The 18,491-nt window shown below is 62.1% G+C and carries 18 protein-coding genes and 1 tRNA gene; 12 read left to right on the top strand and 7 right to left on the bottom strand.

What is annotated here, in order from left to right; genetic code table 11:
• Window positions 1–4: 4 nt before the first annotated feature.
• Window positions 5–2,368, top strand: coding sequence for a hybrid sensor histidine kinase/response regulator (locus WJT74_RS02455; protein WP_343346435.1), 2,364 nt, complete (start codon window positions 5–7; stop codon window positions 2,366–2,368).
• Here WJT74_RS02455 and WJT74_RS02450 read toward each other — a convergent pair.
• Window positions 2,315–2,791 (bottom strand): LysR family transcriptional regulator, encoded by a 477-nt coding sequence (locus WJT74_RS02450; RefSeq protein ID WP_343346433.1) that lies wholly within the window; start codon window positions 2,789–2,791, stop codon window positions 2,315–2,317. The two genes, WJT74_RS02455 and WJT74_RS02450, sit on opposite strands and share 54 nt — an antisense overlap.
• A 14-nt stretch (window positions 2,792–2,805) precedes the next feature.
• On the opposite strand from WJT74_RS02450, the gene WJT74_RS02445 reads away from it, so the two are divergent.
• Window positions 2,806–3,972: an aldo/keto reductase gene (locus WJT74_RS02445; RefSeq protein ID WP_343348258.1), complete on the top strand. Its 1,167-nt coding sequence runs from the start codon at window positions 2,806–2,808 to the stop codon at window positions 3,970–3,972.
• Window positions 3,973–4,071: 99 nt separating this feature from the next.
• On the opposite strand, the gene WJT74_RS02440 is transcribed toward WJT74_RS02445, so the two are convergent.
• Entirely contained in the window at window positions 4,072–5,058 is a 987-nt protein-coding gene (locus tag WJT74_RS02440) for a saccharopine dehydrogenase NADP-binding domain-containing protein (protein ID WP_343348256.1), read from the bottom strand.
• Window positions 5,059–5,163: 105 nt separating this feature from the next.
• On the opposite strand from WJT74_RS02440, the gene WJT74_RS02435 reads away from it, so the two are divergent.
• From WJT74_RS02435 to WJT74_RS02425, 3 genes are all read left to right on the top strand, one after another.
• The gene (locus WJT74_RS02435) at window positions 5,164–5,739 is read left to right on the top strand and encodes a TetR/AcrR family transcriptional regulator (RefSeq protein WP_343346430.1); all 576 of its coding nucleotides are present in this window, start codon (window positions 5,164–5,166) and stop codon (window positions 5,737–5,739) included.
• A gap of 389 nt (window positions 5,740–6,128) precedes the next feature.
• Window positions 6,129–6,202: transfer RNA gene (locus WJT74_RS02430), tRNA-Gly, on the top strand.
• A gap of 147 nt (window positions 6,203–6,349) precedes the next feature.
• Window positions 6,350–6,712 carry a DUF4440 domain-containing protein gene (locus WJT74_RS02425; protein WP_343346427.1) on the top strand — a complete coding sequence of 121 codons (363 nt, stop codon included), beginning with the start codon at window positions 6,350–6,352 and terminating at the stop codon, window positions 6,710–6,712.
• 6 nt (window positions 6,713–6,718) lie between these two features.
• Here the strand turns inward: WJT74_RS02425 and WJT74_RS02420 are convergent, their stop codons facing one another.
• On the bottom strand, window positions 6,719–7,390 hold the full coding sequence (locus WJT74_RS02420) for an OmpA family protein (protein ID WP_343346425.1): 672 nt from the start codon (window positions 7,388–7,390) through the stop codon (window positions 6,719–6,721).
• 3 nt (window positions 7,391–7,393) lie between these two features.
• Window positions 7,394–9,304: a cation:proton antiporter gene (locus WJT74_RS02415; RefSeq protein ID WP_343346422.1), complete on the bottom strand. Its 1,911-nt coding sequence runs from the start codon at window positions 9,302–9,304 to the stop codon at window positions 7,394–7,396.
• Window positions 9,305–9,344: 40 nt separating this feature from the next.
• Here WJT74_RS02415 and WJT74_RS02410 point away from each other — a divergent pair, with 40 nt between their 5' ends.
• Window positions 9,345–9,677 (top strand): hypothetical protein, encoded by a 333-nt coding sequence (locus tag WJT74_RS02410; RefSeq protein ID WP_343346419.1) that lies wholly within the window; start codon window positions 9,345–9,347, stop codon window positions 9,675–9,677.
• Here WJT74_RS02410 and WJT74_RS02405 read toward each other — a convergent pair.
• Window positions 9,650–10,417 carry a competence/damage-inducible protein A gene (locus WJT74_RS02405; protein WP_432215247.1) on the bottom strand — a complete coding sequence of 256 codons (768 nt, stop codon included), beginning with the start codon at window positions 10,415–10,417 and terminating at the stop codon, window positions 9,650–9,652. The genes WJT74_RS02410 and WJT74_RS02405 overlap by 28 nt on opposite strands.
• Before the next feature lie 79 nt (window positions 10,418–10,496).
• Here WJT74_RS02405 and map point away from each other — a divergent pair, with 79 nt between their 5' ends.
• The 4 genes from map (at window position 10,497) to WJT74_RS02385 (ending at window position 13,155) form a co-directional block, all read left to right on the top strand.
• Window positions 10,497–11,330 carry a type I methionyl aminopeptidase gene (gene map / locus WJT74_RS02400; RefSeq protein ID WP_343346416.1) on the top strand — a complete coding sequence of 278 codons (834 nt, stop codon included), beginning with the start codon at window positions 10,497–10,499 and terminating at the stop codon, window positions 11,328–11,330.
• A gap of 28 nt (window positions 11,331–11,358) precedes the next feature.
• Complete coding sequence (locus WJT74_RS02395) at window positions 11,359–12,528, top strand: glycosyltransferase family 87 protein (RefSeq protein ID WP_343346413.1); 1,170 nt, start codon at window positions 11,359–11,361, stop codon at window positions 12,526–12,528.
• Window positions 12,485–12,823, top strand: coding sequence for a P-II family nitrogen regulator (locus WJT74_RS02390; RefSeq protein ID WP_343346410.1), 339 nt, complete (start codon window positions 12,485–12,487; stop codon window positions 12,821–12,823). Before WJT74_RS02395 ends, WJT74_RS02390 begins: the two co-directional genes overlap by 44 nt.
• 110 nt (window positions 12,824–12,933) lie before the next feature.
• Window positions 12,934–13,155: a helix-turn-helix domain-containing protein gene (locus tag WJT74_RS02385; RefSeq protein WP_343346407.1), complete on the top strand. Its 222-nt coding sequence runs from the start codon at window positions 12,934–12,936 to the stop codon at window positions 13,153–13,155.
• 2 nt (window positions 13,156–13,157) lie between these two features.
• Here WJT74_RS02385 and WJT74_RS02380 read toward each other — a convergent pair whose 3' ends face one another.
• Together WJT74_RS02380 and WJT74_RS02375 are read right to left on the bottom strand one after the other, a co-directional pair.
• Window positions 13,158–14,087, bottom strand: a complete 930-nt coding sequence (locus tag WJT74_RS02380; RefSeq protein ID WP_343346404.1) for a hypothetical protein — start codon at window positions 14,085–14,087, stop codon at window positions 13,158–13,160.
• Window positions 14,084–15,535, bottom strand: coding sequence for a glycosyltransferase (locus tag WJT74_RS02375; RefSeq protein WP_343346402.1), 1,452 nt, complete (start codon window positions 15,533–15,535; stop codon window positions 14,084–14,086). The genes WJT74_RS02380 and WJT74_RS02375 overlap by 4 nt, the downstream gene beginning before the upstream one ends.
• 408 nt (window positions 15,536–15,943) lie before the next feature.
• On the opposite strand from WJT74_RS02375, the gene glnA reads away from it, so the two are divergent.
• Together glnA and WJT74_RS02365 are read left to right on the top strand one after the other, a co-directional pair.
• Window positions 15,944–17,353 carry a type I glutamate--ammonia ligase gene (glnA, locus tag WJT74_RS02370; RefSeq protein WP_343346399.1) on the top strand — a complete coding sequence of 470 codons (1,410 nt, stop codon included), beginning with the start codon at window positions 15,944–15,946 and terminating at the stop codon, window positions 17,351–17,353.
• Between the two features lie 164 nt (window positions 17,354–17,517).
• Window positions 17,518–18,471 (top strand): hypothetical protein, encoded by a 954-nt coding sequence (locus tag WJT74_RS02365; protein ID WP_343346396.1) that lies wholly within the window; start codon window positions 17,518–17,520, stop codon window positions 18,469–18,471.
• Window positions 18,472–18,491: the final 20 nt, after the last annotated feature.

The raw sequence follows: 18,491 nt of genomic DNA, 5'->3' as shown, positions 1-18,491 counted from the left end.
CCGGATGCACACGACCCAATCCGAACGGGCGTTGATCTTTGCGCCCAATGGTCGCGATGCTCGATTGGCGGCGTCCATGCTGCGCGAGGGGGACATCGAGTCCGATACCAGCGCCGACATGGCTAGCTTCGTGGAAAGCCTTCAGAGCGGTGTGGGTTTGGCCGTCATTGCCGAGGAAGCCTTCCTCAACGTCGATCTCAAACCGGTGGTCGAAACGCTCGAGCAACAGGAGCAATGGTCCGACCTTCCGTTCATCCTTCTAACAAACCAGGGTGGCGGCCTGGAGCGGAACCCCAGGGCCCAACGCTATCTCCAGGTCCTTCGCAACGTCACCTTCCTTGAACGTCCGTTCCACCCCACGACATTCGTCAGCCTTGCGCGCGCCGCACTCCGCAGCCGCCAGCGCCAGTACGACGCCCGCGCCCGCATCACCGAGATCGCCGATCGCGAAATGGAGTTGCGCGATGCGTTGAATGCCGGCGCACTCGGTCAATGGACGCTGCACCTCGCGGACATGCGGCTCGATACCACACCCGCGTGCAAGGCAATCTACGGTCGCACCGAGGATGAATCGTTCACCTGGGACGACTTTCTCGATGGAATCGATCGTGAAGATCGGCCGAACGTGGATGCCGCGATTGCCGCTTCATTGGTGGAGGAACAGAATTACGAGATCGCGTTCCGCTTCCATCGCCCGAATGGCGAAGTCCGCTGGGTCCAGGCACAGGGGCGTCCCCTGTTCGACAATTCACAACATGTATCCCGGGCAACGGGAGTTGTGCGCGACATCACCGCTCAGAAGGAGGCCGACGAGCGGCTACGCGAGAGCGAGCGGCAGTTTCGGACGCTTGCCGACAGCATTCCGACGCTATGCTGGGTCGCCCATGCCGACGGGTCGATCTACTGGTACAACTCGCGTTGGTACGAATATACCGGTACCACCGAAGCTTCGATGCAGGGGTGGGGTTGGCAATCGGTCCACGACCCCGAGATCCTTCCCACGGTTGTTGAGCGATGGAGTCATTCGATCGCGACGGGCGAGCCCTTCGAGATGGTCTTTCCCATCAAGAGCGCGTCCGGAACCTATTCGCCGTTTCTCACCCGGGTCGTTCCGGTCAGAAGTTCCGATGGCACGGTCGTAGGCTGGTTCGGGACCAATACCGACATCACCGTCCAGCAGGAGGCCGAAAAGGCCCTTCGCAACATTGCGGACGATCTGGAACGCCGGGTCGAAGAGCGAACCCGCAAACAGCTGGAGACGGCGGCGCAATTGCACGAGGCGCAGAAGATCGAGACCATCGGCCAGTTGACGGGCGGCATCGCGCACGACTTTAACAATCTTCTCACGCCCGTCATCGGTACGCTTGACCTGTTGTCGCGGCGGGAGAATGACGAGAGAACACAACGCCTGATTGCCGGGGCGCAGGAGGCATCCGAGCGGTCCCGCACCCTGATCTCGCGTCTGTTGTCCTTCGCACGCCGCCAGAAGCTCGAGGCGCGCCCGGTCGACGTCGGCAAACTCGTCGAGGGAATGGTCGATCTAATTCAACGCTCACTTGGACCGCGTGTTGAAATCGACCTGAAACTGGAGCCCGACGTTCCTTTCGCGATGGTCGATCCGAACCAGCTCGAGCTCGCCTTGCTCAATCTGGCCGTGAACGCGCGCGATGCGATGACGGACGGCGGTACGCTTACGATCGCCGTCATGGTCGATCCCGCGGACCCGGGGCTCGTTGCCCTGTCGGTCAAGGATGATGGGTCGGGTATGGACGATGAGACGGTGGCGCGCGCGATCGAGCCCTTCTATTCGACGAAGGAGACGGGAAAGGGCACCGGGCTGGGTCTCTCGATGGTGCACGGACTCGCCGCGCAGTCGGGAGGTCGACTGGATATCGCGAGCGAAGTCGGTGTGGGGACCACCGTAACGTTGCATTTTCCGTCGGCGCCCGACGATGCGATCGACGAGCCCGTCGCTGCGGGGGTCGTCGCCGAACGTATTCTCCCACGACGCATTCTTCTCGTCGACGACAATGACCTGGTCCGTCGGTCTACTGCCGAGCTCCTGCGTGCAGAAGAACATGATGTTGCCGAGGCCGATTCCGGCGAAAAGGGATTGCGGATGCTCGACGCGCACGATTTCGACGTCGTCATCTCCGATTACCTCATGCCGGGAATGACCGGGGAAGAGTTTCTGGAGCGCGCCAAATCCAAAAATGCAGATTTGGTTCTCTTGCTCATCTCCGGATACGCGGAGGGAATCAGAAACTCCGAATTCGCGCTGCTCTCAAAACCATTCCGACCCGATGAACTGAATTCAGCTCTCCGCGCTGTTACTCTCAGGAGCACAAGCGCTTGTGGGCTGAGGTAGGGCACAAAAGGCGAAAGGGATGGACAATTTTGTCCGGCCCGGGCGCTGCGTGCAGCAAAAAAGGGAAGCACGGGTCGCTCGTCGAGTGACAGCTATCGGCCCAGAAGCGGTGGGTCGGCTGCGGACTTTCTCCAATTCTCCGAGGACGTCCTGAACCGACGTCATTGCAGGTTGCAACCTGGTGAGCAGGACCTGCCCGGCTTCAGTCGGAGCGAGCGAACGGGTGGTGCGGTTGAGCAGGCGGATGTCGAGACGCGTCTCGAGACTTCGCATCGCATGGCTCAAGGCAGAAGGAGATACGCCTAGCCGTTTGGCAGCCGCAGCGAAGCTTCCCGCATCGACGATCTCCGCGAACACCGCCAGCCCCGACCATACGTCACGGTCCACTCGTGAAAATCCCTCAGCAACCCATTCTTCTTTCATGCCCTTATCAATCGATGTGCTTCTCTCCAAATCTATCCCGAAACATTCGGAGACAGAATATGAACCTCGCCACCCTTCGCCCGCTCGGATCGTCCGGGCTGCTCGTCAGCCCCCTCGCCCTCGGTACGATGACTTTTGGCACACCGCGCTGGGGCATGGACGAGGCGGCAAGCAGGGCGGTCTTCGATCGCTACGTCGAACTGGGCGGCAATTTCGTCGATACGGCCGATGTCTACTCCGGTGGCAAGTCGGAAGAGATGGTCGGCAAGTTCGTGGCCGAAGCCGCTCTGCGAGAGCGGATGGTTCTTGCAACCAAATCTGGTTTCAACACTGGCAACGGGTCGCACGAAGGCGGTCAGGGCAGGCGCCATCTCGAAGCCGCGGTCAATCGCTCGCTCAAGCGGATGCAGACCGACTATATCGATCTCTACTGGATCCACATCTGGGATGGCATCACCCCGGCTCTCGAACTGCTGCAGACGATGAGCGGCCTCATCGCCCAAGGCAAGATCCGCTATTGGGGCCTGTCGAACAGCCCGGCCTGGTTCGTGGCGCAGCTCGGCACCCTGGCACGCGTGCATGGCCTGCCTGCTCCGATCGGGCTGCAATACTTCTATTCGCTCGTGGAGCGCGGGGTGGAGGACGAGCACGTGCCTATGGCGCGGGAACTCGGAATGGGTCTCGTTCCATGGAGCCCGCTTGCCTACGGGCTACTCACCGGCAAGTATGATCGGGCGACGGTCGAGGCGGAGCCGTCGCGCTCGGGAGGCGTTCCGAACAGCGGCGGCGAAGCCGGCGGCAGACCGGAGAACGACAAGCGTCTCGACGGCGACAATCCCTTTGGCGACCAACTGTTCACCGATCGCAACTGGCGCATCGTAGACGCCGTGAAGAAAGTCGCCGCGGACATGGGCGAAACCCCAGCACGTGTGGCGCTCGCTTGGGTCGCCGGGCGTCCCTGCGTCGCGTCCACATTGATGGGAGTAAGCCGCGTGGATCGGGTGAACGATAACGTCGGGGCGCTGGGCCTGTCTTTGCCTTCGGAAGCGACATCTGCTCTTGATTCCGCCAGCGATGAAGGTGGCAGGTTCCTTTATGGGCTGTTCCAACCGCCAGCGCGCAACCAGATGGTGTTCGGGGGAGCCAACGTGGTCGCCCGCACCTACGACACTATCCGATGACAAGGTTAAAGAGTGAAGGCGTTAGTCTGACTACGCCCGTTCGATTATTCAAAGCGGACAATGTTGTGCGTCGCAATCCTCTTCGGTCAGGGTTTGGCATCAGCGATACTCGACGTGAATATTCGGCTCCAGGTCGAATAGGAATTCACGCGCTTGGAAGAGTTCGCCTGGTGCTCGCGCACCCGAGTTGATCCTGATTTGACCGCGCAGGATTCGCTCGCAAGCGCTCACCACCAACGGTGCCGTCACAGCATAGATATCCCGACCTTCGGCTTTTACATGCCTTCGTACCCCGGAACCGTCAGTAACTGAAACACACAAAGCGAAGTTCTGCGCCGAGCGGCCCCCGTCGCCGTCCTTATGTGGTGCCGGCGCATCGGGGTTCTTGAGATCGTCCAGCGGCGCCTCGTTCATGTAGCTCACGATCGATTGTGCACGGATATGCCGGTGGATCAGCACAATCTCGGAAAGCTGCACCGGCGTGACGTGCTGGACGCCGAAGTCGCCGCCAAAGTCCCATTTTTGGTGCAACCCAGAAGGTGCGACTTCCGTCAGGCTGCCGTCCGCGACATGGACGCGCGGAAAGATGTTGCGCGCACCGGTCAGCCGCGTGCCTTTTGTCGGATGCCAATGATCGAGTGCGACGCCGATTTCGACTGAACGGACGGAGCGTACTTGTTGCGCGATCGTGCTGGCCATGAGGTCGGCAAGGCCACCGAAGAAGCCCATTGCCGGCACGACGACGACGCCAGCGCGCGTAGCCGGGCCGTCGAGTGTGTCGAGCACAGCTTTCGTTGTGTGCTGCTCGGCTGTCACGTCAAGGTACGGAATGCCGGCCCGTACAGCCGCTTGGGCAGCGGGAAGAGCGGTGTCGAAGAACGGGCCAGCGCAGTTGATCACCGCGTCCGCATCCGAGCAAATCGCATCGAGCGAACGCGCATCCGAGAAGTCCACCGGCTGGCATCGAAGGGCACGATGGCGCGCGCTATTGAGGTTGCCGTCGCGCGTTGCGGCAAGAACATCGAACCCCCGCCGGTCGAGCTCGTCGATCACGAAATGAGCGGTATGCCCATTTGCGCCTAGCACCGCCACTCTCGCCAATTCTTTTACTCCGCTACCGATCGGTATCGCAGTGCTAGTTGACACCGATCGGTAGCGTCGTCAACATCAATCGATGATCCCGTATCTCTCATGAGCGGCGTCGCTGCCCACACATCCTTCACAAAGCCGCGCGACAGAGCTTTGGCAGTGGCTTCGCAGCTCTTCTACGCACACGGTGTGCGGGCGGTTGGCATGGACATGATCGTCGAGCGCTCGGGTATCGCCAAGACGACCATCTATCGCCATTTTCCGACGAAGGACGATCTGATTGCAGCCTTTCTCGAACGAGAAGATGCAGAGTTCTGGACGCAGTGGGACGCGGTTGTCGACGAAGTCGCGGGGCCGCGATCAAATCTCGACGCGTTGTGCGAATGGATCGCACAGCGCGTAGCTCGCGATGGCTACCGTGGTTGCCCGCAGATCAACGTGGCCGCCGAGTTCGCTGACGCGGGCCACCCAGCCCGGATCGTCGCACGAAAACACAAAAAGATGATGCATGAGCGTCTGACCGGGGTCTGCAAGCGCCTTGGGTTGGATGATCCGAATACGGTCGCGCTGCAGATTGGACTGGTATTGGACGGCGCTTTCTCGAGCGATGGGAGGCTCGCGCGCGTCGATGGCGAGACCATCCTGCGGAGTGCTGTTCGCAAACTGGTGGCGAACTAGGACGCTCCGTTTTTAAAGCTATGTGGGACTTACTCGGGTCGGCGATCGGGTGGGAAACCAAATGGCTCCTTTCGGCCAGCGCTACACCACAAGCGCCTGACCGGAATCGGCCTAGCCGCAGCCGGATGTGCGAGACAAATCTGCTGATACTTGAACCGCCGTTTCGAAACTGACAGCGCCTGATACAATAAAAGTGCCGGATTAATCGCTTGCCAGGATGGAGCGTCGTCGCCCGAAGAAGTTACGCGGATCCGCAAAGTCTACATTGACGACAGCGCGAAGGGCGTGGCAATCGGCCAGCGGATCGCACGCCGTGTAAACCGAAACTGTAACCCAGCATGCTCGCGACGAGCGGACAGCGGACAATTCGGCGGACAAGCGCTATCCGGGCGGGTGTAGCTCAATGGTAGAGCAGGAGCTTCCCAAGCTTAAGACGAGGGTTCGATTCCCTTCACCCGCTCCAACTTTTTCAGACGGTTTCTTCGGACGCTTTGGCCGCCCTCATTCTGAATGCCGATCGCCGCGGTCTGCATGAACCTCCTTCCCGGCGCGAAACGATGTGAACGTCTTGCCGCGCCGGACCGTTGATCCCGCCAAAGGGAGAAACATCATGCAAGACCAGGAAATCAGAGATTTCGAACATAGCCTGTGGGTAGGCGACGCCGCCAACTACGAAGCGAAGATGGACAGCGAGAATGTCGTGATCGTCGTACCGTCCGAACCGTTCATCATGAACGGAACACAGGCCATCGACGCGGTCGAGAGCACGCCGCGCTGGGCAGAGGCGGAGCTCACGGATCTCACTATCGCGCGGCCCGAACACGGGATGATCGTCATCGCCTATCATGCGAAGGCGCGCCGCGATGGCGACGATGCCGATTACGAGGCGTGGTGCACGTCGACCTATCGACGTCTGGACGATGAGGAATGGCGTGTGGTGCAGCACAGCCAGATGGTGCCGCCCGCCGCCTGATCGCGATCAGCCCGTGGTGCGCGGCTCACTCGTCGCGCTCGATGCCCCGGGCACATCCTCGGCGCTGTCGTCATCGAGTTCCGCTCCCTCGGCGCTCGCGCGGCGCTGCCGCGTTTCGGCGGCACGGCGTTCGGCGATCTGCGCAGGGTTGCCGATGACAATCTCGACGCGCCGGTTGCGCGCCTGCCCCGCTTCGTCGTCGCCGCCGTCGAGCATGAGGTTCGGCGCCACGGGATTATGCTCGCCGAGCGCGACGATGGTCATGCGATCGGGATCGACGCCCAGCTCCTCGAGATAGTCGGCCACGACCTCTGCGCGCTCGCGGCTGGCACGCTCGTTCGCCTCGTCGGAGCCGATTGAATCCGAATGGCCGAACAGCGTGATGGGCTCGTCGCCTTCCACACGTTCGCGACCCATGAAGGCCTCGATCGCCTGCACGGCTTCGGCCCCCAGTGTCTCGCCGTCACCGAAGCCTACGGTCAGTTCCATCGGCACGTCGAGATCGTCTTCGATCCCCACCTCCGTGCGAACGTCCTCACGGATGATCGACTGGGGCGGGCCATCGGGCGCTGCCGCGGGATCTTCCTCGGGGCTGACAGCGTCGCCCGGTCCGCCGTCACAGGCCGCCAGGGCCAGCAGCACTATCGCGATGGAAAGGGGTTTCAGCTCGGCTCGCATCGGTCAGCTCTCCTCGATTTCATCGCCCGGATCGCGCATTCCCGCTTCGGCGCCGTCCTCGTCGGCATCGGGCAGGATGATCTCGCGCGGGTTCCGGGTTCCCGGCGGAACATAGATCACGATCGTGTCTCCCGGCCGCCCCTCGGGCCGCGTCGCATGCGTGAAGAAGCGCAGGCGCCCGTCCTCGCGAAGAACGAACAGCGGCTCGGCCTCCTCGGGAAGCGCCCCGCGCATCATTTCGTTGTCGAGCCGCAGGGTCAGTTCGATCGGCATCATCACCCAGCCGCGCGAGACATGATCGGCCACGTCCTCGACCCCGTGGCCGGTATGGAACAGGGCGCGGCCACGCAGGCTCATCGGCAGGGCATGAGGATCGTCGCCCGCCGCATCGCCCAGCTGATAGACCGCATCCGATCCGATCTCAGGTGCGAACTCGGAGCAGACGAGCGCGTTGTAGGCCTCGTTCGCGGTCGTCGCGACGAGCACCTGAAACTGATTGAAGTCCAGCTCTTCCTCGGTTGCCTCGGCAAGGATTTCGCCGTGGAAAGTCGGCAATTTCTCCGCGCGGGCTGAGCCCAGCCGCTGCCAGCTGGTGTCGGCGATCATGACGGGCACATCGAGATCGCGCAAAGTCTTGGCTAGTTGTAGCGAAAACGGCGTGGTTCCGACGATCAGAACGCCGTTGCTCTCGGGCCCGTTGAGGTTGAGCAACCGGGCCAGCGGTTTGGCGGTGAACCCGTGCGCCACGATCGTGGCCGCCACCACCGCGAAGCTCAACGTCACCAGCAAGGTCCCATCGCCATAGCCGATTTCATCGAGCCGGAGGGCGAACAGCCCCGCGATCGCCACCGCAACGATACCCCGCGGCGCAATCCACGCGATATAGAGCCGCTCCTTCCAAGGAACCTGCGAGAACAAGAGGCTGATGAGCACCGTCAGCGGCCGGACGAGGAACAAGAGCGCGAGAAGGAACAGGACGAAGCGGCCCTCGAACTGCGCGATATCCTCTCCTGACAGACTGGCCGATAGCAGCACGAAGACCCCGGAAACGAGGATGATCGTGATATTCTCTTTGAACGGCAGATAGGTTCGCGCGCTCGACAGATGCGAGTTGGCCAGCACGATGCCCATGACGGTCACGGCGAGCAGACCCGTTTCCTGCTGAACCCAGTTGGACAGTACGAAGGTCGCCAAGACGATGACGAACAGCACCGGTGCCTTGAGGAATTCGGGAACCAGTCCACGCGGGAAGGTATAGGCGACCGCCTTGGCCGCGCCATAGCCGACAGCGCCCGCCGCCGCCGTCGCGACGGCCAGCCCGATGATATTGTCGAGAAACCCCTGCCCCTGCTGCTGCTGGAGGAGAAACTCGTAGGTCACGACCGCCAGCAACGCGCCGATCGGGTCGTTGACGATCCCCTCCCATTTGAGGATCGCCCGCGGCCGCTGAGCCAGATTGGTCTGCCGTAGCAGCGGAATGATCACCGTCGGCCCGGTCACCACGAGGATACCCGCGAACAGGATCGCCACCGGCCAGACGAGACCCGCAATATAATACAGCGCAAGGCTTCCGAGACCCCAGCCGACCGGTACCCCGATCAGCGTCAGCCTCGGCACTGCGCCGCCCGTCTTGTTGAGTTCGTTGAAGCGAAGGCTCAACCCGCCTTCGAACAGGATGATCGCCACCGCCAGGTTGACTGCCGGTTCGACAAGATCGCCGAACTGCTCTTCGGGACGCACCAGTCCAAAGACCGGGCCGAGCAGCACCCCCGCGACCAGCATGAGCGCGATCGCCGGGAGACCCGTCCGCCACGCCACCCATTGCGCTCCGATCCCGGCCAGCCCGATCATCGCGATCGCGATCACCGTGCTGTTGTCGCCGGCAGCCAGAAGGAGGGGAAGGAAATCAGCCATTCCCGAGGAGCGATAGGCAGCACGTGGACGTTGCGCAACCGTGCACTATCCCGTCACCCCCGATGGCCGCTATTTCCTCGCGCGTGGCCGACTATGGCGAACGAGCGACCCTTCCCTGTCGGACGAGCGGCGCGAGCAACTGGTCAAGGACCTGATGACGGCGCGTTCCGCAAAGGGTCGGGCAATGCGCGCGGGCGATGACGATGCACGAGAAAAAGCCCGCCAACAGATCGACGCCGCGAAGCACGCGCTCGGTGAACGCGGGAAGCCGTGGTGGACCGACGGCGCCCCCGACTTCAATCGCAAGATGGCAAGGAACACGCCCTATGCGGACTGGGCGAGCGGTCAGAGCCCGCCGGGCACCGGTTCGTAACCCGCCGCCCGCAACGCCTCGGTCAGGTCGCGCGCGCACTCGTTCGCCTTCACTTCCTCGTCGGAACGCATAACGAAATTCGACCCGTACTTGCCGTCCTTGAAAAAGGGATAGCTGCCGAGCGCGATATCGCGATGCCGGGTCAGCAAGTCGCGGAGCAGATCGGCCACCTCGCTCTCGGGCGAATAGGCCCCGACGGTCACGCTGACGAGCGGCCTGCCCCCCTCCAGTTCCCCCGTCAGTCCCTCCAGCATACCGGCGGTAATGTGAGGAATTCCCGCCATTACGAACAGGTTGCCGATGCGAATGCCGGGCGCCCCCGAAACGGGATTTGGGATGAGGTCCGCGCCCTCGGGCACCCGCGCCATGTTCATCCGGGCCGGCGTCGGCTCCTTCCCGATCTTGGCATAGTAGGCCTTCAGCATCGCCTCGGCCTCGGGGTGGATCACGACGGGGACTTCCAACGCCGCGGCTACGGCGTCGACCGTGACATCGTCGTGCGTCGGACCGATCCCACCCGTCGTGAACAGATAGTCGTGTCGAACGCGAAGCGTGTTGACCGCCTCCACGATCGCCTCTTCGATATCGGCCACCACGCGGACCTCAGCCAGCCGGATGCCTTGCACATTGAGCCACTGCGCGATCTGCGCGATATTCTTGTCCTGCGTCCGCCCCGACAGGATCTCGTCCCCGATGACGACCAGCGCGGCGGTATAGATCTTGGTCATGGCGCCCTTCATGCGCCCCCCGTCCGCGCCCCACAAGGCCCGGACATTGGCCGTCTCGCATTCCGCGCCGTGATCGTCTATATCGCGGTTCATGACCGAATATGTCCAAGTGGGTCCCGAGGACCGCGTCGAGCCCAAGTCGGGCGTCATCAAGCTTCACGGCGAGGAAGGTTTTGCGGGCATGCGCGCCGCGGGGCGCCTCGCCGCGACCATCCTCGATACGCTCGCGAAGCATGTCGCTCCGGGCGTGACGACCGACCAGCTCGACCGTATCGTCTTCGACATGACCCTGGAGGCTGGCGCAGTGCCGGCCACTCTCGGTTATCGCGGCTATACGAAGAGCTGCTGCACCTCGATCAACCATGTCGTTTGTCACGGCATTCCGGGCGACAAGGCACTGAAGGATGGCGACATCGTCAACATCGACGTGACGCCGATCCTCGATGGCTGGCACGGCGACACGAGCCGTATGTATTTCGTCGGCGAGCCCAATGTGAAAGCCAAGCGTCTCGTCGAGGTCACCCACGAATGCCTCATGCTGGGCCTCGAACAGGCGCGGCCCGGCAAGCGGCTGGGCGACATCAGCCATGCGATCCAGAGCCATGCGGAATCGCATCGCTACGGAGTCGTTCGCGATTTCTGCGGCCATGGACTGGGCCGCCTCTTTCACGACAGTCCTGAAGTCGTCCACGCCGGCCGCCCAGGCACCGGTCCGGAACTCAAGCCCGGCATGTTCTTCACCGTCGAACCGATGATCAACATCGGTCGCGCTGACGTCAAACTGCTGCGCGACGGCTGGACCGCCGTGACCCGCGATCGCTCCCTGTCCGCGCAGTTCGAACATTCCATCGGCATTACCGAAGACGGCTGCGAAATCTTTACCAAATCCCCACTCGGTCTCGATAAGCCTCCCTACGACGCCTGACGCGTCGTCGAAGAGGGGGGCAGACGTGGTGGAGGACGAGCGCTTCGCGCCGGATCGGGAGAACCGGCCGCCGCCCCTGATCGCATGGGCGGCGCTGCTCGTTTTCATCAGCCTGCCGGCGTTTCAATATGCCCTTGGCGACTGGTTCTATCGCGACGGCCTGTTGCTCGATGGCGGGGGGACTTGGTTCGGTCGCGACTTCACCAACCTCTATCTCGGCGGTCGTCTCGTGCTCGACGATGTCGCGATCTACGATGTCTCCGTCTATCAGCGCGAACTGAAGGAACTGGGGATTGTCGCGGGTCAGAACAGTTCCTACCCGCCGACCGTCTACCTGCTCGGCGCGCCTCTGTCGCAACTCGATTATTTCCTCGCTCTGGGGCTGTGGCACGTGGGCGGTGCGCTGCTCTTCGTACTGGCCGCGCGGCGTCACATCACCTTTCCCTGGCCCTGGCTCTTCCTGTTCCCCGCGATGGTCTCGATCCCCAACGGCCAGTATGGGCTCTACACTGCGGGACTGTGGATGCTCGCCTTCGCTGGTTCCGGCGTGGCGGCGGGATTGCTGACCATCAAGCCCCATGTCGGCATCCTCCTCGCACTCGCGATGGCGGTCCAGCAACGGTGGCGCATGATCCTCGTCGCTTGCGCGGTCGCTCTCGGATTGCTCGTCGTCGCCGAACTGGCGTTCGGTCTCACTCAGGCGTTCCTGACCGACGGTTTGTGGATGCAGTCGCGCATCCTTCTGACCGACAGCGAGCAGCAATATTTCGGCTCGATGACGTCGGCCTACGTCTGGTTTCGCGGCACGCCCTTCGCTTGGCCCGCCCAGATCGCATTCTCGATCGCCGCGCTGGTACTGATCGCACCGTTGGTGAAGCTGCCGTTCAAGGTGCTCGTCTTTCCGTTGGCGACGGCGACGTTCCTGATCCTGCCCTATGCCTTCGCATACGACATGGCAGTCGTGTTGCTGGGCATTGCCAGCCTCGTGTGGCGAGACTGGGGTCGGCTGACAATCGTCGAACGGGTTCTGGTCGTCGCGGCCGCACTCGCCATCGCGAAAGTCGTCGCCGTACCCGTCGCGCTGCTGGCGATTTTGCTGCTTCAGCGACGCATCGCCCTTGCCGAACAGGCACAAAATGCCGACAACACACGCCATGAAGAAGATCGAAACCATCATCAAACCCTTCAAGCTGGATGACGTGAAGGATGCGCTGACCGATGTGGGCGTCAGCGGCATGACCGTGAGTGAGGTGAAGGGCTTCGGGCGCCAAAAGGGTCATACCGAACTCTATCGCGGCGCCGAATATGTCGTCGATTTCCTGCCCAAGCTGAAGATCGAGGTGGTGGTCGTCGAGGACCAGCTCGAGAGGACCATCGAAGCGATCGAGAATGCCGCCCGAACCGGCCGCATCGGCGATGGCAAGATCTTCGTCACGCCCGTCGAACAGGCCGTCCGCATCCGCACGGGCGACCGCGATATGGACGCGCTTTGAAAGTCGCGACGTTTGACCGCGGGCTTGACCCCGGACCCGCCTTCCTTCTTGAACAACGATCCTAACGACAGGCAGTGGCCGGACTTTTTCCGGCAGGACGATTGGCACCGATGACCGACGACGATCGCGACCCCCGCCTGGCCTCCATGCCACCTGAAGAGTTGCGCCGCATCATGCGCGCGCTTGGCTATCGTACCCAGTCCGATCTTGCTGGCGCGATCGGGGTTTCCCGTTCTTCCGTCAGCCTGTGGCTCGATGGAAAGGTCGGCGTACCCCGCCCGGTCGCGATGCTGCTGCGAATGCTGCTCTCTGCGCAACGCCGCGCACACTGAGCCTAGAACGCGCGCGTGACGCCCGAACTGATGCGCAGATAATCGTATGTCTCGCTGTCGGTGATCGGCTGGTTGGAATAAACGAGATCGCCGGTGACCGACCATCCTTCGCCATATTGCGGACTGATCATACGCAGGTTGAGGAGGCGTGCCGATCGCCAGTCGCTGTCGCTGTCCCGCTGGGCGCCCCACCCCGCCGCCGCCAGATATTGCCATCCCGCTGAGAAACGACGCATCTGCAGCACCGGAATGGCTTCGACAAACCACTCGGGCGAATAATAATCGAGCGCGCGCGGCTCGCTGTTGCCGAAGTAACGCGTCCGCAACTGAGCACTCAGGCCCCAGTCGGACTTCACGACCTGGATGAAGTTCGCGCGCAGGTGATGGCGAAGATTCTCGTCCTCGAAATCCTGCAGTCCCGCGAGCAGGGTAACCTGCGTCGTCTGCTCCTCGTTGAACGGAAGGTCGATCGCCGCGCCGCCGAACGTGGTGTAGCGTTCCAGCGCGATCCCGAGCGGGGTCTCGAGCCGATCGCGCTCGACGAATGCCTCGACCCGCACCGGATCGCGGTTGTGAACGGCGATCGCGCCGATGGCGGTGCGACCGTCGGTCCCGGCCTCGGCGCGGAACTGCCAGTCGCCGATCGGCTTGGCGACCCGCAGATAGAAACGCTCGTCCGTATCGCCGTCGAGGCCTTCGGGACGATAGTCGGCGCGCTCGACGCGGACACCGACATAATCGTCGGGGCTGGTATAGAGCGCATCGATATTGAGGCCGATGCGCACCACTGTCGTTTCGTCGGCGTCGGTCGAATAGATCACGCTGGCGCCGACGGCATGGTCGGGACCATCCTGGTCATCTTGTGCGAGAGCGGTGCCGGGTGCGGCGATCAGACAGGCGCTCAGGCCCGCCAGGCGAAGACCGAAGGTCATTTGGTACCCCATTTTTTCTGACGTCCGACAAGCTCGGAGACATAACCCCAGAGCGAGACCGGCTGCATGATGAAGGCGTAGAACAGGATATAGCCGAACAGCGCGCCGAAATTGCGACGCACCTTCAAACCTTGTTCGCGGAACATCCGGTTCTGAATGCGGAAGATGACGATATTCCAGAAGGCGGCGAGTGGCAGCGTCAGAAGCGTCATCGGCCCGGCGATGAAATAATAGCCGAACAGCGCCAGGATCACGCCCGGAATGAAAACGAACGTGAAGATGAGATCCATCGGGAGGAACAGCAGGTTCCACCAGATGAACATCGTCCGCAGGCGCGGCTTGAACAGCAGACTGCCGTGATATTTGAACGCTTCCACCAGTCCGCGAGCCCATCGGCGACGCTGATTGGCGAACTGACGGAAGGACGTGGGCGTGTTGGTGAAGGCCACCGCATCCTCGGCGTATCCGGTACGCCATCCCTTCTTGAGCAGCGCCCAGCTCAGGACGATGTCTTCACCCACTGTCTCGGGCCAGCCGCCGACCTCCAGCAGTGCATCGCGATAGTAGATCGAGAAGGCGCCCTGCGCGACGAGCGTGCCATGATACATCGACTGCATCCGCTTTACCGCCGCGATCCCGTGGAAATAGTCCCATTCCTGCAAGCCGGCCATCGCGGTCTCCCGCGAATTCCCGACAAGGATGGCCCCCGCGACAGCGATCGTATTGTCGGGATCGGCCATCAACCGTTCGACCAACTTGGTCAGACTGTCGGGACGAAGAAGCGTGTCGGCATCGATCGTCACGATCAGGTCGTGCTTCGCTTCCTTCAGCCCTTCGTTGAGGACAGCAGCCTTGCCGCGATTCTGTTCGTAGTTGCAGATCCTGACCGCCGCGTTGCCGGGGAAGTCGATCCGGTCTCGGGCCGCGCTCGCAACATTGGCGGTGTCGTCCTTCGAACCGTCGTTGAGGATCAAAACTTCGACGGGGCCGGGATAGCGCTCACGCGCGATCGATTCCATCGTCGTCGCGATCGTCCCTTCTTCATTATAGGCGGCCACGAGGATCGATACGCCGGGATAGGTCGTGAGAGGATAGCGCTGCGGCCGGCGATCCATCAGCAGAGACGTGATCAGGAAGGCGTTCATGAAGCCTGGCGCAAAAGCGACCAGCGTCAGGATCGCGATCGACACGGGCCATGTCACATAGCTTGCCAGATCGGTCATCCACGGAATGGACACCCAGATCGAGAAGACCATCCACGCCAGTCCAACTACCAACGCGAAAAGATATTTCGCCGGCACCGGAACGTAAAAACGGCGCTTCTCGCGATAGGGAATCTGCCCGGAATCCTCGTCGCCTTCCCGATCTCCCGGGCGCGCGACGACGAGATCGCCTGCGACCTCGGGCGTCGTCAGCACGTATGATCGCGTGCGGGTGGCATTGGACATGGGAGATTCTCCGAGCATCGTTTGCCGGCCATTAATTCATAACATTTTACGAGCAAACAGAATTATTTAGTTAAGAGTCTCTTAACTATCTCCCTTGACCGTTTGCCCATGGATATCGGGCAGTTTGCGTGGATTCCTCGTTCAGGAGACGCGCATGTCACGCTTGCTTTCCGACGCCGCCGACTGGGCGCTGGTCGCATCCTTTTTCGGCGCGCAAGTGCTGGTTGCGACGACGGACTGGAGCGAGTTTCTCGCTGTCTGAGGTCGTGGCTGAATACACCGGCGTGAAATATTGACCGCGCGGGCCATCGCGCTTGTCGGAACCTGCCCCGCGTCCGAAACATCTTGCCCATGAACGGCGAGTCCCGCTCGTCGGCAGGCATTCAATAGCGAAGGGCAGCACGGAAAATGGCGAAAGCGAAAGACATCCTCAAGCGCATCGACGATGAGGAAATCGAATATGTGGAGCTGCGCTTCACCGACCCCAAGGGAAAATGGCAGCATCTCTCGATGGTCGCCGAGGCGCTCGACGAGGACATGCTCGACGACGGCTTTATGTTCGATGGGTCGTCGATCGCCGGCTGGAAGGCAATCAACGAAAGCGACATGATCCTGAAGCCCGACTTCGACGCGGTCTATGTCGACCCGTTCATGGCGGTGCCGACCCTGGTCATCTTCTGCAACATCGTCGATCCGGGATCGGGCGAACTCTATGCGCGTGACCCCAGGTCGACCGCAACGCGCGCCGAGAACTACCTCAAGACGACCGGTATCGGCGACACGATCTACGTCGGCCCCGAAGCCGAGTTTTTCATGTTCGACGACGTGCGTTTCCATAACGGCTATGCAGGCAACGGTTACCAGCTCGACGACGTCGAACTGCCGTCCAACTCGAACACGACCTACGACGGCGGAAACATGGCGCACCGTCCGCGCGAAAAGGGTGGCTACTTCCCCGTCGCGCCGGTCGACAGCGCCAGCGACATTCGCGGCGAAATGGTTTCGACCATGCTCGAAATGGGCCTCCCCTGCGACAAGCATCACCACGAAGTCGCGCCGGCACAGCACGAACTGGGTCTTACGTTCGGCAACCTTCTGGAAACCGCCGACCGGATGCAGATCTACAAGTATGTCGTGCACATGGTCGCGCACGCCTACGGCAAGTCGGCAACCTTCATGCCCAAGCCCATCGCCAAGGACAACGGCAGCGGGATGCACGTGCATATGTCGATCTGGAAGGACGGCAATCCGCTGTTTGCGGGCGACGGCTACGCTGGGCTCAGCGACACCGCGCTCTACTTTATCGGCGGCGTGGTGAAGCACGCACGCGCGCTCAACGCCTTCACCAACCCCTCGACCAACAGCTACAAGCGCCTCGTCCCGGGGTTCGAAGCACCGGTGCTGCTGGCCTATTCCAGCCGTAACCGCTCGGCCTCATGCCGTATTCCCTATGGCACGGGCGAGAAATCGAAGCGCGTCGAATTCCGTTTCCCCGACGCGACGGCGAACCCCTATCTCGCTTATTCGGCGCTGCTGATGGCGGGTCTCGACGGGATCGAAAACCGCATTCATCCGGGCGAGCCCATGGACAAGAACCTCTACGATCTGCCGCCCGCCGAACTGGTCGACGTGCCGACCGTCTGCGGATCCCTTCGCGAGGCGCTCGTCGCACTCGACAAGGACCGCTCGTTCCTCACCAAGGGCGACGTGTTCACCGACGATCAGATCGACGCCTACATGGATTTGAAGTGGGACGAAGTGCTCAAGTGGGAAACCACGCCAAGCGCGATCGAGTTCGACATGTACTACAGCGCCTGATCGACCCCACACCTGTCACCACGAAGGCCGTGCCGACCGCGTCGGCGCGGCCTTTCGTTTGGCGCATGGACACTGCGCCCTTAACCCTTTTGCGGAATAGCTTCGCAACCATTCGGATTTAATTTCCCTTCTGCCGGCATGTGTCGGTAGGGGGAGAGCTGTTTTTGAAGGACGTCCGCGAACGATTGCGACTGGGCTCGCCCGAAGAACGCGCGGAGCCCGCCCTGCTGCGACCCTTCGACGCCAAGCGTCTTTCGGTGCGGGAGGAGGATTTGCGCTCCATCTCGATCCCGCGATCGCAGACCCGGTTCACCAACATGCGCGAGGACGAACGGCATCGCCTTCGGTCCGAACAGGCGGTCATTACGACGATCGATAACGAGCGCCGCATCGTCGATCTCGTCAACCTTTCGGGTGGCGGCGCGATGGTGGGCAGCGATTACGTGCCCGAAGATCTCGAGCCGATCATTCTCGACCTCGGCGACGGCGGCGAGATCGAGGCGGCCGTTCGCTGGGTGAAGCAGGGTCGCATCGGAATGGAATTCGCCGAGGAGACGCAGTTCGGCTGCGATGCCGCCACGCGGGATGCCCTTTTGCTCGACACCATTCGGCGCAGCTTCCCGGCCGCCAATCTCGACGGCATGGCGCACGGTCCGTCGGTCTTCTCTTCGAGACCGGAGATCGCAAACGAAGATCGGGCTCAACGCGGCGCACGGCGTCATCCGCTGATCTGGTTCGGCGCGGTGCATTACGATCACGACACCCATCCCGTGCGCTTGCGCAATATCTCCGCGGACGGCGCGCTGATCGAGGCAAAAGTCTATTTCCCGGTCGATGCCGGACTCCTGCTTGATCTCGATAATGCCGGAGAAATCTTCGCGCATGTCAGTTGGTCGCGGGGCGGACAGACGGGCCTGCGGTTCGAGATGCCGTTCAATATCTCCCGGCTCGCCGAGGCGCGTCCGCAATTGCGGAGCAACTGGTCGCGTCCCGACTACCTGTCACGGCATCAGGCTGAGAGCGGCGAGGCGTCGAAGGTGTCTCCCTGGGCCAGTCACTGGAACGCGCCCAGCCTCGAACATCTGCGCGAAGACCTCGAAGGTTATCTGAAATATTGAGCGGCGCCGGCGCGCAAAAT

Source organism: Sphingomicrobium sp. XHP0239 (assembly GCF_039555325.1).
Lineage (GTDB): Bacteria > Pseudomonadota > Alphaproteobacteria > Sphingomonadales > Sphingomonadaceae > Sphingomicrobium > Sphingomicrobium maritimum.
The sequence above is the reverse complement of the archived record's forward strand: the minus strand, read 5'-3'. Positions and strand labels throughout refer to the sequence as shown.